Source organism: Gillisella taibaishanensis (genome assembly GCF_001938985.1).
Taxonomy (GTDB): domain Bacteria; phylum Pseudomonadota; class Alphaproteobacteria; order Rhizobiales; family Rhizobiaceae; genus Allorhizobium; species Allorhizobium taibaishanense.
On sequence record NZ_MKIN01000022.1, the window covers coordinates 277945 to 291601 of the forward strand.

Genomic DNA, 13657 nt, shown 5'->3' on the forward strand with positions numbered 1-13657 from the left:
TGCAGAAGCGACTCAATACACAGCTTTATGACCGCAATCGAGAATTGCCGCGGGCCACAATGATTGGGTGACCGACCCGAAAAGCCTCAGAGAGAGATTTTGCGCCGAGGCCTCAGGCGAGCAACAGTTACTTGCCGTTAGCGGCCCGCATGCCGAACCACTGGTCCTTGACCGCCTCGTAATGCTCTTCCGGCTTGTATTCGGCCACTTTCAAGCCCTGGCTCTGCACGGTCAACGCACCGGTCGAAGCAAGCAGCGAATAGCTTGCTACAACTTCGTTGCGCTGCGCCGTGACCAGGCTTTCCTCGGCGTCGAGGACGGTCTGCTGCGAATTCAACACGTCGAGCGTGATCTTCTGGCCGACATTCCGCTCTTCGATCACGCCCTGCAGGGCGAGCTTAGCCGCCGCAACCTGCTTGCGTCCCGATGCGATCGCAGCGGTTGCCGCCTGCATCTGAGCATAGGCCGTCATCACCTGCTTGCGCACCGACAAGCGGGCATAGTCGACCTTTAATTCCTGAGACCCAACGGTTTCCTTGGCCTTGCGGATCTGCCCGTATTCCGAACCGCCCTGATAAAGCGGAATTTTCACCTGCGCTGTGATCGAGGCGCCGGAATAGTCGCGGTCGCTGGATTCGCTGGGATTGTCGGTGTTGTGACGATCGAACGCGCCCTGAATGCTGACACCGGGCAGCAGGCTGCCTTCGGCATATTTCACCTGATACTGCGCCGCCGACACAGCATGCAATGCGGCAAGCACATTGGGATGCTCGCGAATACCGACCGCCACGGCAGCATCAAGATTGGCCGGCATCGCCTTGCTCGCGCGTACCGGCTGCCGCACGTCCTTCGGCATTTCACCGACGACCGCCACGTAGGAAGCCTCGCTTTGCCGCAACTGCGAGATCGCCGAGGCAAGCAGGCTTTCAGCCGCAGCCAGCTGCGCTTCCGCCTGAGCGACATCCGTCTTGGTGCCCTCGCCGACATCGAGCCGCGCATTGGCAGACTTCAACTGCTCTTTGAGAAAGTTCAGGTTCTGGCGTCGAATGGCCACCAATTGCTGGTCTCGAGCCACATCGGCATAGGCCTGAGCCGCGCCAAGCAAAATCTGGATTTCATCCGCTTTCATGCTCTCACGGCTGGAGCGAACGCTGGCCTCGGAATAACGGACATTGTTCAACGTCTGGAAGCCATCGAAGATCTGCTGGGTCAGCGTTATCTGCACATCTGTCTTGTAATAGTCTTCGGAAAACTTGTCCGCCGGCCGGGCACCAATCGCACCACCGTTGAAATTTGCCAGCGACGACTGGGTGGCGGACATCGAAATACCGAGCTGCGGCCTGTATCCAGCCTTGGCGATTGTCACGCTCTCGTCTGTCGCACGCAAGGCGGCGCGCACGGAATTCAAATCCGGATTGTTCTTGTAGGCCTTTTCCATGGCTCCGAAAATCGTTTCGGCGCGCAGGACACAAGGCTGAAACAGGAGAGGAAGGACAGCTGCGGCTAAGGCCACTTTACGAAGGCTCGACAAGGATACATCTCCCAAATTCAATTAAGCCAAGACCCCTTCCATCATGAAGGAGCCGGCCCCGCAGGACCGCCTGATTTGCATTGACTGTCCCACCGCATCGCGATTCTGACAATCTTGTCCCATTCCCCTCGGAACAATTCCAACTACGCGCCATGGCTGTGAACATTGCAGCGGATTCGCGAAGGCTCTGTGACATCGGCCATTGTAGAGCGCTAGATTGCGTGAAGCTGACCAGAAATCACCCAGGGGAAATTCCGGGGGCAAACAGGAATTCTGTTGGGGAATTCCTTGTTATGGTGGCGGCAAAGGTCGCTAGAGCAACAGTTACGCTACGCATTTAATGCTCGAGCAACGGCACAACCAAAGCGAGCTGTCTGGCGTCGACGCCTATAACGAAAAAAAGACCGGATCGGCGCCGCGGCCGATCCGGTCTTCAACAGTTAAAAAATATTTCACGCGAGCGGTGATACAGACGAAGCTCGTCTAAAGCCTCAGAAAACGAATTCACGCGCCTTTTCGAAGCCGGGAAGCAGCTTGATCGAGGCGTTGAAGACAGAGCTGGTCGACACCGAGCCGGTGGCCTTGACGAAGACATGAGCTCGGGCCGAGTGACCGCGACCGACGACGGCGATCACGCGTCCACCTTCGTGAAGCTGATCGAACAGCGCTTCCGGCACATTTTCGACGGCGCCGCTGAAGAAGATCAGGTTATAGGGCGCATCCTTGGCATGGCCAGCTTCGAGCGGCCCGTGCATGACCTTCACATTCGCTGCACCAACCTTGGCGAGATTGGCTTGCGCCGTCGCAGCGAGTTGTTCGTCGCTTTCAACCGCAACCACAGAACCGGCAAGGCGAGCAAGCAGTGCCGACACATAGCCGGTGCCTGCACCGATCTCCAGAACGACATCTTCCCGACCGATCTCCGCCAGCTGCAACAGCTTGGCGAGCGGCGACGGATCCATCAGATAACGGCCAGGGGCGACCTGCAAATCCTCATCGATATAGGCAAGCGCCTTCATGCTGTCCGGCACAAAGGTTTCGCGCGGCACGGACAGAAATGCCGAAAGCACGGAATGGGAAGTTACATCCGTCGTGCGAATCTGGCCATCCACCATTTTCGCTCGCGCTGCTTCAAAGTCGATCATATCGTTGCCCATCTCACACCGGGTTCAGGTCCGCCGCCGTTATGCGGCACACCATCGAACTGCCATTACGGGCGCGCCATCTGCAAAAAGATCGCACGTCTCCTCAGCGTGTTTAATCGGCGGCAACGCGGCTTTCAAGCCATGTCCAGCCTGGAGCGCCTAAAATCTCTGCCTGACAAGCACCAGTTCCGCCACGTCGGGTAGGGCAAAAGCGACAGTTGGTTAATGGAACGCCGCAACGCAGCATCGTTTCTTCGCAGAATAAACCCAATATTGGTCACATCACCCACAACCAAATCAATGTATTTTTGAGGAAATCTGCCCTAGGACAAAGGAAATTAGAATCGGCTGTCGCGGAAACAACGCGTTTACAGTTCTTGCACAAAACGCTCGATAGCGATAAATCGAAAAAACAACCAAAAGACGCGAAAAACCGGCGTTAATACTGAAACGGACCTTTGGCTTAAAGGTTTGTCTGAGCTAACCAAGACCATCAATTAAAGTTGCAACGGCGACCAGATGATAAAACCAAAAGACATTATCGGCAGTTCGGTGAAGGATTTGGCTATCCGCGCCGATACATTGCAGATCACATTTTCGAATCATTATAAATTGACTGCATCACTGGCCGCTGTGTCCGGCGAGGAGCTGAAAGAAAGATACCGCGATGATATCGTTCTCGCCGTCAATGATTCCGGTGAAGGCATCCTCATTCGCTTCCTGCGTCGCTGGCCGCTGCTGATCGGCGTTCCCGAAGAACCCAATGCAGGCCCGGCAATCATGACATTGCGCCAAGGCGCGCAGGTCCTCACCTGGCATTTCGACCGCCAGGATGCCGGATTTTAACTGCTAACCATCTGCTAGATAAGACGCCGTCAGCCAAACAACCGGCGCAGGAACGGAAAAAGCGATGGAGGCTCCTTGCCAATCGCACCATAGCCCGTCCGAGTAAGCGAAAAAAAAGTTTCCCCGCCCCTCTCCCTGCTTGTCATGTAAAGCATCGTCAAAGCCTGCAGGATCGCCGGCGTCATGCCTGACGACCAAGGCAAATCCCCCGCATGAACATCCCGTTCACCCGCATCATAAAGCGTCTGCAAGACGTATTGAAGGTCATTATGAGACATTGCTTATTCTGACATGGCAGGAAGGCGTTGAATAGAGTGATCTATGGATCGGTTAAATATAAACAATTGGCACTTTCAGACAGTCAGCCTGTCCACGTCATGAAGGCAGAAACTTTCCTAAGCGCAAACGACCTTGCCCGCGATACGGATCGTACTGTTACACCTTTTCCACAAGCGTTGCATGGGGCGGCATTGAGCTCGCTAACGCTTTTTGCGCGGTCGACAGTTGCAAGCCATCGCCTCCATCGGAAATAAGGAAAAGAGAGGACGTGTCGATCCACCGGCTTAATGTCGTGGTGCGAGGAAGCGCAATGCGTGTCGTGGCCGGTTAAGGAGCAAAACAATGGACACCATCATGCGCATCAAGTTCGGTAGCCATCTCTACGGCACCTCCACACCGGCGTCAGATATCGACTACAAAAGCATATTCATACCCCCGGCCCGGGAGATTGTGCTGCAGGACATTCGAGAGGTGATAACCAATCAACGCCCTAAACAAGTCGGGGAGAGAAATGTTGCCGGCGATATTGATGAGGAAGCGTTCAGCCTCCAGAAGTTCCTGAAGCTCGCGTCCGAAGGCCAGACCGTCGCGATGGATCTTCTTTTTGCGCCAGATTGGGCTCACATCATCCCGCCAGATCCTCTTTGGGCCGATATTGCGGCCAACCGATCTCGACTGCTCACTCGGAAGTCGGCCTCGTTCGTGGGCTATGTCAAAGCTCAGGCGAACAAATACGGCATCCGCGGTTCGCGTGTTGCGTCTTCGCGGGCAGCGCTCTCATTGCTTACGAGGGCTATGGAGACAAGCGGTGCAGGCGCCAAGCTTGATCTGCATGCTCAAGAGATCCACAAGCTGGTAGCCTCTTATGATCATATGGCCATTCTCCAGGACAGAACGCCTAACGGCCAGGATATCGAGTTGTGGGAGGTATGTGATCGAAAGATGCCGCTGACCGCGACGATCAAGAATGCGCATGACATCATGCAGCGGTTGGTCGGCGAATACGGCAAGCGGGCTCTTATGGCCGAAAGTAACCAAGGTGTCGACTGGAAGGCGCTTTCCCACGCCGTTCGCATTGGACACCAGGCGGTCGAGCTTCTGAAAACCGGACAAATCACCTTTCCATTACCTGATGCAAAGCATGTGCTTGATATCAAGCTGGGCCGGTTGTCCTATAAAGATGTCGCTGACGAGATAGAAGGACTTCTGGAAACCGTCAATGCGGTCGCCGAGTGCTCCACTCTTCCAGAACAACCCGATTATGACTGGATCAACAGCTTCGTCTATGAGGCCTATCGGACAGAGGTGGTGAAAAATGGATGATCTTTTCAAGAAGAAGAGCGTGCAGCGCGCCATAGCCTTCGCATCGGACGCCCACGCCAGCCAGGTCAGGAAATACACCGGCGAGCCATACGTCAATCACCCGATCGCGGTCGCACGGATCGTTGCGACCGTCGAACATACCGAAGAGATGATCATTGCGGCCATCCTCCACGACGTCGTCGAGGACACAGACGCCACGCTTGACGACATCAAGAAAACCTTCGGCCAAAAGGTGGCGACCTTGGTGGCCTGGCTCACGGATGTCTCGACGCCTTATCACGGCAATCGCGAGATCCGAAAGCGATTGGATCGAAAGCACCTTGCCATGGCCCCACCAGAGGTCCAGACGATCAAGATGGCCGACATGATCGACAACACAATCTCCATCAAGACACATGATCCCGGCTTCTGGAACGGCACCTATAAGAAGGAAAAGCTCCTGTTGCTCGAGGAGCTGACCGATGGCGATCAGCAGCTGCGGGACATCGCCTATAAGCAGGTCCTGGAGCGTACTGATGCAGGATGAAGGCAAGGGCAGCTGCCAGGCCGAAATTCCAGACGCGACCGGCGAGCTGCCATTTTAATGCCCGCCCCTTTCCTTCTGAAATCATTGCATTAGTTACCACCACATAGCGCAATTCTGCGTCTTCAAGGAGTGGGGCTTTGGGTACTTCAATTCTCATCAGCATCCTGATCACCTTCCTGGTGATCGTGCTGGTTCTTTACCTCATCGGCATGTTGCCACTCGATGCGCGGGCAAAACAGATCGCCCGCATCATCGTCATTATCATCGGTATTGTTTCACTGCTGAAGTATATTGCAGTGTTCTAAGGTAACGACACCCCGACAGGATACCGCTGTCGGGGTTCCAGGCTGAAACACCCCATCGAGCCGCCCGGCGCAGCGCCACAGTCGGCGCTTCCCGGCCACATGCGGACCAATATCCCTAGCCAGCCCCATCAGAAGGCACCGCAACGGCAGCGAGGTCCGCGACATTTATCAACAGCACGAGCGGCATGCGATCGTTGGGACTAGCTCATCTGTACACGTTGACAGCTAGCATTCATTCACGCTGAACTCCTGGTCTTATTTCGACACATGTTCAACGGATTGAAGAGAAAATGAAAATTGTGATCCTGGCGACGTCGATGCTCTTGGCTGTTACGGCACATGCACAAGCGGCATCCTGCGAGAATAATTTCCAAGTCACCGGTGTTCCCATGGTCACGGCACTCAGTTATCGTTCGTGGCAGGAATACCCGAAAGCCAAGGCATCTGTCGTCTTGAAGCAGCTGGCGCAGGCCGTGGCGGCAGAAGGTTTTTCCGGTATAAAAATCAACAACGATCTGTCGTCAATTGATGCCTTTCAGGAGACGAGCGGCAGTGGCCGGATCCAGACTCTGCGCGTTGTCGCCCGTCAGAAAGGCGCAGCTGTCAGGGTCGACGCAGTGTTTGATATCCAGGCCGGTCAGCTTACCAGCAAGGACGCGGTGCGCTCGAGCATTTGCAAAATTATTGATTCAGGCCGCTGACGATTGGGGCCATTCGGCTCGCTGTCTTGCTCATGCCGGCTCTTCCTCTTCAGGCGTGGGAGCCTTCTATAGAACATGATCATTGGCCTGTGAGAAAGCCGCTATGAAAGCCATGCTCTTTGCCGTTGTTACCTTAAGCAGTCTCGTCGGCCACAACGCTTTGTCTACCGAAGCCGGCAGCCAGCCGACCGATCCGGTCTGGCGCGCCTATACGCGACAGATCAACCTTCTCTGTCCAGAAAAGCACCTTGACCACCTGACACCGGCTGATCTGCGCGACGCGCTCGACGGCTATAAAGAGCGGCAGACAGCAAGCGATCAAGAACAAATGCTGAAAGCTGAAACCAGTTCCTGCAAAGGCGTCACGGCAGGTGCCAGTTGCGACAATGTCGGCGACATCAAATTCGCAAGTCACCGAGGCAAACTTACCCCTCTGGCTCGCGATATCTGCGCTCATGTAAACAAGCTGCCGCAATAGAGCCTATCGATACCTGTTAGACAATTTTCTGAAATGGATCTCGGCCAGTTCATAGCCGCACCGAGCGTATAGCCAGGACACATCACTGGTGGCGATTGCCGCCATCCCCGATGCGACACAGCCGATGGATTTGTCCAAGCCTCAGGCATTCATCGGCCAGTGCCATCTTGAACCGGCATGATGCCGACAGTTACAATTCATCGCAACCTTTTCTGACACTTTTAAGAAGCACGGCAGGCCGGCCGCCCTCGGCGTTTTAATCCAAACGTGTTTTTTTAACAAATTCGTTACGGCTAATATTATATGTCATGAAGGCAGAAAAGCCTGCAAAGTCGACAAGATATACAGATTCCCGGAAATCAAACTTGTGGCCTGCAGTTTGTCTACCTTCGACCGTTTCGCAGTCGAGGTCCGTCATCCTAGCTTGGCCAAAGGACCATCTCTATGTTTGGGTTATCCGCTAATAATCGTGCACAGCTCGCATCGCTCGAAGTGATTACTGCGAACATCATGATCGCAGATGCAAATCTCAACATCCGGTACATGAACGCAGCGACGAAGGAACTTCTTAAGGAAGCAGAAAGCGATCTGAAGAAGGAACTGCCACGCTTCGACTTCGACAAGCTTATCGGTAGCAACATAGATATTTTTCATAAAAATCCCAGTCACCAGCGCAACATGCTGGCAAGCCTAAAGACCCAGCACAAGGCGACCATCTGGGTCGGTCAAAGGGCCTTCGACCTGATTGTCACGCCATTGAGGGATGGAGCCAAGACCACCGGCTTCGTCGTCGAGTGGGCAAACGCCAAGGAGCGATTGCAGAATCAGGACTATCGCGGCCAGCTTATGGCCATTAGCCGGGCGCAAGCGGTTATCGAGTTTGATCCGAACGGCGTCATTGTTTCCGCAAACGAGAATTTCCTGAAGGCTACGGGGTATACGCTCACAGAGATCAAGGGAAAGAACCATAGGATTTTCCTGCAGTCCGGAGCGTCCGGGGACCAGGAATACGCTGCTCTATGGACAGATCTGAAGGCGAATAAGCCTAAGATCGGCGACATCACACGGTACGGAAAAAACAGCCATAAGATTTACCTGAACGCGTCCTACAATCCGATCACGGATGAACACGGCCAAATCATCAAGATCGTTAAGTTTGCCACTGATGTCAGCGAACGCCGTCATGCCGTGGAAACCATCGGCGATGCGCTTGGACGCCTAGCCAAGGGCGATGTCAGCTTTACTGTCGACAAGGCATTTGCTGCCGATTTTGAATCGCTCAGAACCAACCTGAACGAAGCCGTTGGTCAACTTGCCACGACGCTCATTGCTGTGGCCGAGTCCACTGACCAGATCGATAACGGCAGCCGCGAGATCAGCTCGAGCGCCGAGAACCTGTCGAAGCGAACCGAACAACAAGCCGCATCTCTGGAAGAAACAGCCGCTGCCCTCGACCAGATCACCGTCAACGTGAACAACGCCTCCAAACGCGCTGATGAAGCCCGGCATGCGACGCAAGCTGCCGACACGAGTGCAACGCGCTCCGGCCAGATCGTCGCAGAGGCCGTCGGTGCCATGGCCCGCATCGAGCAGTCGTCGAACCAGATCTCCAACATCATCGGCGTCATCGACGAAATTGCCTTCCAGACAAACCTCCTCGCGCTCAATGCAGGCGTCGAAGCGGCACGCGCCGGTGAAGCCGGTAAAGGTTTCGCTGTTGTTGCCCAGGAAGTACGCGAGCTCGCGCAGCGTTCGGCACAGGCGGCAAAAGAGATCAAAGAGCTGATCCGCAATTCGTCCGAAGAGGTAAAGAACGGTGTCAAGCTGGTCAGCGAAACCGGTGAAGCATTGAAAACGATCCAGGACAATATCGTCGCGGTTAACGACCATATGCAAGCAATCGCCAGCTCGGCGCGCGAGCAGGCGACGGGTCTTTCAGAGGTGAACTCAGCTGTTAACCAGATGGATCAGGTGACCCAGCAGAACGCCGCGATGGTCGAAGAATCGAATGCGGCGAGCGCCACACTCGCGACCGAAACACAACGCCTACGCCAGTTCATATCCCGCTTCACACTTGGCCGGGACCATAGCAGTCAGAAAAGACGCGCGGCGTAAGCTAATCACATGTAGAGAACGTCGTCCTGAAGCAGGATGAGTGGCAAGAGTTGAAATTCAATGCCGATGGTCAACATCACCGGCTGACAAACTCCCACAACTCATCCCGCTCCCTCTCAGCCGCTGCAGTCCCCTATTCCGGCACATCCGCCCTTATCTTGTAACCGTATGCATGCGCTGACCGTCCAGCAGCTCAAGAAGCTGCCGGCAGATCAGCGCATGGCCGCCGAGGACGCGAGCGGTCGATGCATTAGCTCCCTGCCCTGCCCCTGGAGCCCGCCAGCGACCGCCGCGCCTCGCGGGAAAACTCTTGGAAATCACAGAGAATAGCACGCAACAACGTTGCAACGCGCGCCGTGGCGACATGCGCTCGGCTCGACTTAAGTACCTGAAATTACTATAAATTTGAATGGAGGCCTCGCCCGGAATCGAACCGGGATGCAAGGATTTGCAGTCCTCTGCGTAACCACTCCGCCACGAGGCCATTCCATAACTTAAAAGCGTGTGGTGACGGGCATTTAGAACGGATCGAAACGAAGCGCAAGAGGAATTTCCGAAAAACCTGTCATTGGCCAATTTAGCTGGGCGGGGAGTACCGATCAGGGCGTTGTCACTAGGTCGTCCAGTTGCGGACCGCCACGCTACCGCTGACCAAATCGTTCTTTTCGGCGGAGAACAGGCGGACTTTCCGCTTGCTACGCTGATGCTTTATCGTCAGCCGCACAGCGGCAAAAAACATCAGGAAAGAGCCGACCTGATAGGCAAAGATGATGTCGATTTCCACAAAGGAACGGATGACCAGCAGCAGCATCAGGCCAAACATCACGGACGAATCCACGTCCACGACCCGGGTCAAGAGTCGGCGCAGATGGCCGAACAGCGCCGTATAAAGGACAGCGCAGAGCGACAGCACGCCAGCAACGCCATTTTCAACAGCGACTTCGATATAGGTATTATGGAAATGGAAGCCTTGGCGGGAATCGATGAAAAACTCCGCCCAGAGACGCTCCGGCTCAGAAGAGCCCTGCCGCCAATAGGCCTGATAGCCGACTCCGAAGATCGGATTGCGCGACCACACCGTCATCCCCTGCTGCCAGAGATAAGTGCGTCCGGTCAATGTCGAATCCTTACCGAACAGGCCGAGGATCAGATCGCTACCTCCGCCATAGACAAAAGCTGCGCCGGCAACGAGGAAAAACAGGCCGCCGCCGACAAACAGCACAACCCGGTTGCTTGGCATCAGCTTCATGCCCATCTGCAGCACGAGCGACACCATGATGACAGCTGCAATGGTTATGACTGACGTTGCCGACAGGGCCGCATATAGACAGTAGATAGCCAGCACCACGGTCATAGCCGCCGCCGCTAGCCAGATGCGCTCCCGTTCCTTGGCCAGAAACACCGCTGAGAAGGCGACGAACAGCCCAAGGGAAGCGTAGAGCCCAAGCTGGTTCTTCGACGAGAAAGCGCCGATAAATCCGACCGTGCCATCGAGCGGATCCAGCAGGTATTCGCCAAACAAAATAGAGTAGAGCAGCACGAGGACAGAGCCGATCAAGCCGCCACGCAGGAAAGTCTGTGTGTCGATGATCCGCGCTGCGACCAGGGCGCACGCGATATGGGACATGTACTGCGCGAAGGCGCGTGCCGAAGAAGATGGGTCATTCGACCAAAAAACCGACAGAAACGCGATAGCAAGAAAGGCCATAAGCCAGGGATAACGATAGAACGGTCCAAGAACCCGGCGATAATCAACGAAGATCATCGACAGCCACAGGCCATAATAGCTCAGGATCGCGATCTGCCCCCAGCGGGCGGAATAGGCAAAAACCAGCCAGGAGAACGAAACGGCGGTAACGCCGTAAATGCTGTTTTCTCCCGGCTCGACGAGACTGACCCTGCTGATGCGCATCTTTATCCCACAGAACCGGCTTTGTTCTTGTCGACAAGTAAAACCAGCTCGAAAATAGCCCCATAGACGGCGTTCTGCACGGATGCCGCCGGGTCCTTCTTAGCGCAACAGTCTTAATAATGACATCGCAGGATAATCGCCATTTTCGGCTGTATCTGGCGCTCAGTCTGATTTTTGAAGTAACGAGGCTTCTTCAGGGCTCTCATTGTGACATTTGCAACGGGTCGCAGCACCCTCCGGAGCAAATATCACACTATTTCAGACAAATACCCCTTTGTTTCTACTGGAAGAATTTGACAGTTGATCCTCGGGCGCGCGGCAAGTGGATAATAATGTCGAATTCGTTCCATTGGGGGAAACAGATCGCGCTTGCCCGATGGCAGCGCTGGGGCGTCTAGACCCGGATCAGCATATCGCCGTCAGGAGCGCCATTTCTTGGGGTCTTCGGGGCTCTGGCAGCCGGCGGGCGGCAGCATCGTGCCGAAATTAGCCTGCAGTTTCGCGCAGCCCCACTTGTTGAAAGGGTCGGGAAGCCGGCTATTGATGTCGATGCCGACCTCCTGATACGGGCTTTCCGTATTGGTGACGTAGGAATACCAGCGCGAGCCGAATAGCACGATGGCAGCGATGATCATGACCAGGATCACACGTAGCAGGCGTTTCATCAGTTTTGTTCTCTCTTTTGCGGCTCAGCCTGCAAACAGCATCACCCAGGCAACATATAGCGCATTGGCAACCAGCAGGCAGAACACGGCAAAAGAGCCGAGATCCTTGGCATTGCGGGCCACGACGGAAAACTCCGGCGAAATCCGATCGATCACGTCTTCGATCGCCGTATTCAGCGCCTCCACGGCAAACAACACCAGCATCAGCAGCAGAAAGCCGAGGTAATGCAAGGGTGCAGCACCGCGCAAGGTCAAAAGCACGAGGCCAGTTGCCAGGGCCAGCACTTCATGGCGAAAAGCCGCTTCTTTCCAAAGGCGGCGCAGGCCCTGCATGGAATAGCGGGTGGCCGCGAACAGATGCGCAAAGCCTGTCTTCTTTTCGAAGGGGGCGGCTTTGCGCTCAAAGGAGCCTGGCTCTTCGCCGTCGACGATCATCGGCACCTGCGCATCAATGGGTGCCGGCGTTGGTAACGCCGGCCTGTTCGAAGGTCGCCATGCCGGAATGACAAGCCGCGGCAGACTTGACGATGCTGGCCGCCAAGGCAGCACCCGTGCCTTCGCCAAGGCGCATGCCAAGCGCCAGAAGCGGCGTCTTGCCGAGCTTGTCGATGGCCCTCATATGCGCCGGTTCTGCCGAGACATGGCCGATCAGGCAATGATCGAGCGCCGACGGATTGGCGGCCTTCAACAGAGCCGCGGCCGCCGTCGCGACATAGCCGTCGATCAGAACGGGAATACGCTCCACGCGGGCCGCCAGGATCGCGCCCGCCATGGCAGCGATTTCCCGCCCGCCCAAGCGCCGCATCACTTCCAGAGGATCGGAGAGATGCTCCCGATGGAACTCGACGGCCTGCTTGACCACGGCGATCTTGCGCGCCAGCATCTCGCCTTGCGAACCGGTGCCGGGGCCGACCCAGTCTTCGGCAGTGCCGCCGTACAGCGCTAGGTTAATGGCGGCCGCAATCGTGGTGTTGCCGATCCCCATTTCGCCAAGGCAGAGAAGATCGGTACCACCGGCAATCGCTTCCATGCCAAAGGCCATAGTGGCAGCGCAGTCGCGTTCCGACAGCGCCGGCTCAATGGTGATGTCGCCGGTCGGGTAATCCAGCGCCAGATCGAAGATCTTCAGGCCAAGGTCGTTCGCCGCGCAGATCTGGTTGATCGCAGCGCCGCCAGCGGCGAAATTCTCCACCATCTGCTGGGTCACGGACGCCGGGAACGGGGTAATGCCATGGCGCGCCACGCCGTGATTGCCGGCGAAAATCGCCACCAGCGGCCGATTGACCGCAGGCGCGCGCCCCGTCCAGGCGGCAAGCCACATGGCGATTTCTTCGAGACGCCCAAGCGAGCCCGGCGGCTTGGTCAATTGCCGGTCACGGTCGCGCGCTGTAACCAGCGCCTGGCTGTCAGGCCCGGGCAGATCGCGCAGCAGCACTCGGAAATCGTCAAACGGCAGACCGGTCACACTCATCAGGCAGGCTTTCTTGTCATAGAGCATCGGACCGGAAAACAGAATCGGACCGATGCCCCAAATTTTTGTTTGCGCATCGGATATGCTCGAAAACCGGTTCCCACTTTTCGGTCCGATGCTTAAGGCATCACATCCTTCGCTCATGCGAAGACGGCGCCCTTCTTACTGCATAAATCCCCGCAGCGGAATCGATTCGGATCAAAAATTATTGGATTTAAAGTCCTGGCTCCTCTTGCACTCCTGCGACCAAGACAGGAGATCCTTCCGGCTGGCAAATCGCACTATCGCAGCTATATAGTCAGTCAGGCGAGGCAGGTCGGCAGTCGTGGCCGGAGCTTGCAGAAATTCCGCAGTGGACCG

Annotated in this window: 14 protein-coding genes and 1 tRNA gene; 7 read left to right on the plus strand and 8 right to left on the minus strand. The window is 55.9% G+C overall.

All coding sequences use genetic code 11. The features are described 5' to 3' along the window. Positions 1-127: 127 nt before the first annotated feature. Both BJF91_RS12495 and BJF91_RS12500 read right to left on the minus strand, forming a co-directional pair. Entirely contained in the window at positions 128-1531 is a 1404-nt protein-coding gene (locus tag BJF91_RS12495; protein WP_075614847.1) for a TolC family outer membrane protein, read from the minus strand. Positions 1532-2022: 491 nt separating this feature from the next. Beyond that, positions 2023-2676, minus strand: coding sequence for a protein-L-isoaspartate O-methyltransferase family protein (locus tag BJF91_RS12500; protein ID WP_075615602.1), 654 nt, complete (start codon positions 2674-2676; stop codon positions 2023-2025). A gap of 519 nt (positions 2677-3195) precedes the next feature. Between BJF91_RS12500 and BJF91_RS12505 the strand changes: the two genes are divergently transcribed. After that, positions 3196-3522: a hypothetical protein gene (locus BJF91_RS12505; RefSeq protein ID WP_075614848.1), complete on the plus strand. Its 327-nt coding sequence runs from the start codon at positions 3196-3198 to the stop codon at positions 3520-3522. A 29-nt stretch (positions 3523-3551) separates the two neighbouring features. On the opposite strand, the gene BJF91_RS12510 is transcribed toward BJF91_RS12505, so the two are convergent. Beyond that, positions 3552-3800, minus strand: a complete 249-nt coding sequence (locus BJF91_RS12510; protein WP_075614849.1) for a hypothetical protein — start codon at positions 3798-3800, stop codon at positions 3552-3554. A 343-nt stretch (positions 3801-4143) separates the two neighbouring features. Here BJF91_RS12510 and BJF91_RS12515 point away from each other — a divergent pair, with 343 nt between their 5' ends. The 6 genes from BJF91_RS12515 (at position 4144) to BJF91_RS12535 (ending at position 9249) form a co-directional block, all read left to right on the plus strand. Continuing rightward, positions 4144-5124 (plus strand): DNA polymerase beta superfamily protein, encoded by a 981-nt coding sequence (locus BJF91_RS12515; protein WP_075614850.1) that lies wholly within the window; start codon positions 4144-4146, stop codon positions 5122-5124. Continuing rightward, entirely contained in the window at positions 5117-5650 is a 534-nt protein-coding gene (locus BJF91_RS12520; protein ID WP_075614851.1) for an HD domain-containing protein, read from the plus strand. Before BJF91_RS12515 ends, BJF91_RS12520 begins: the two co-directional genes overlap by 8 nt. Positions 5651-5787: 137 nt before the next feature. After that, entirely contained in the window at positions 5788-5955 is a 168-nt protein-coding gene (locus BJF91_RS25010) for a Thivi_2564 family membrane protein (RefSeq protein WP_162843858.1), read from the plus strand. 290 nt (positions 5956-6245) lie between these two features. Continuing rightward, a complete protein-coding gene (locus tag BJF91_RS12525) occupies positions 6246-6656 on the plus strand; it encodes a hypothetical protein (RefSeq protein WP_075614852.1) in 411 nt (136 codons plus the stop codon). 103 nt (positions 6657-6759) lie between these two features. Continuing rightward, entirely contained in the window at positions 6760-7134 is a 375-nt protein-coding gene (locus tag BJF91_RS12530; protein WP_075614853.1) for a hypothetical protein, read from the plus strand. Positions 7135-7578: 444 nt separating this feature from the next. Continuing rightward, on the plus strand, positions 7579-9249 hold the full coding sequence (locus tag BJF91_RS12535; protein ID WP_075614854.1) for a methyl-accepting chemotaxis protein: 1671 nt from the start codon (positions 7579-7581) through the stop codon (positions 9247-9249). A gap of 410 nt (positions 9250-9659) precedes the next feature. On the opposite strand, the gene BJF91_RS12540 is transcribed toward BJF91_RS12535, so the two are convergent. The 5 genes from BJF91_RS12540 to cobT form a co-directional block, all read right to left on the minus strand. Beyond that, a tRNA-Cys gene (locus BJF91_RS12540) sits at positions 9660-9733 on the minus strand. A 129-nt stretch (positions 9734-9862) separates the two neighbouring features. Beyond that, complete coding sequence (locus BJF91_RS12545) at positions 9863-11161, minus strand: O-antigen ligase family protein (RefSeq protein ID WP_075614855.1); 1299 nt, start codon at positions 11159-11161, stop codon at positions 9863-9865. A gap of 419 nt (positions 11162-11580) precedes the next feature. Continuing rightward, on the minus strand, positions 11581-11826 hold the full coding sequence (locus BJF91_RS12550; RefSeq protein ID WP_075614856.1) for a hypothetical protein: 246 nt from the start codon (positions 11824-11826) through the stop codon (positions 11581-11583). A 24-nt stretch (positions 11827-11850) separates the two neighbouring features. Then, positions 11851-12261, minus strand: coding sequence for a diacylglycerol kinase (locus BJF91_RS12555; protein WP_075614857.1), 411 nt, complete (start codon positions 12259-12261; stop codon positions 11851-11853). 13 nt (positions 12262-12274) lie between these two features. Beyond that, positions 12275-13297 carry a nicotinate-nucleotide--dimethylbenzimidazole phosphoribosyltransferase gene (cobT, locus tag BJF91_RS12560; protein WP_075615603.1) on the minus strand — a complete coding sequence of 341 codons (1023 nt, stop codon included), beginning with the start codon at positions 13295-13297 and terminating at the stop codon, positions 12275-12277. Positions 13298-13657: the final 360 nt, after the last annotated feature.

What these genes read in the sequence shown, in the direction of transcription:
- BJF91_RS12515 (WP_075614850.1), top strand. Translation starts at nt 4,144, where the DNA reads ATGGACACCATCATGCGCATCAAGTTCGGTAGCCATCTCTACGGCACC.
- BJF91_RS12510 (WP_075614849.1), bottom strand. Translation starts at nt 3,800, where the DNA reads ATGTCTCATAATGACCTTCAATACGTCTTGCAGACGCTTTATGATGCG.
- BJF91_RS12535 (WP_075614854.1), top strand. Translation starts at nt 7,579, where the DNA reads ATGTTTGGGTTATCCGCTAATAATCGTGCACAGCTCGCATCGCTCGAA.
- BJF91_RS12545 (WP_075614855.1), bottom strand. Translation starts at nt 11,161, where the DNA reads ATGCGCATCAGCAGGGTCAGTCTCGTCGAGCCGGGAGAAAACAGCATT.
- cobT (WP_075615603.1), bottom strand. Translation starts at nt 13,297, where the DNA reads ATGAGTGTGACCGGTCTGCCGTTTGACGATTTCCGAGTGCTGCTGCGC.
- BJF91_RS12505 (WP_075614848.1), top strand. Translation starts at nt 3,196, where the DNA reads ATGATAAAACCAAAAGACATTATCGGCAGTTCGGTGAAGGATTTGGCT.
- BJF91_RS12555 (WP_075614857.1), bottom strand. Translation starts at nt 12,261, where the DNA reads ATGATCGTCGACGGCGAAGAGCCAGGCTCCTTTGAGCGCAAAGCCGCC.
- BJF91_RS12500 (WP_075615602.1), bottom strand. Translation starts at nt 2,676, where the DNA reads ATGATCGACTTTGAAGCAGCGCGAGCGAAAATGGTGGATGGCCAGATT.
- BJF91_RS12525 (WP_075614852.1), top strand. Translation starts at nt 6,246, where the DNA reads ATGAAAATTGTGATCCTGGCGACGTCGATGCTCTTGGCTGTTACGGCA.
- BJF91_RS12530 (WP_075614853.1), top strand. Translation starts at nt 6,760, where the DNA reads ATGAAAGCCATGCTCTTTGCCGTTGTTACCTTAAGCAGTCTCGTCGGC.
- BJF91_RS12550 (WP_075614856.1), bottom strand. Translation starts at nt 11,826, where the DNA reads ATGAAACGCCTGCTACGTGTGATCCTGGTCATGATCATCGCTGCCATC.
- BJF91_RS12520 (WP_075614851.1), top strand. Translation starts at nt 5,117, where the DNA reads ATGGATGATCTTTTCAAGAAGAAGAGCGTGCAGCGCGCCATAGCCTTC.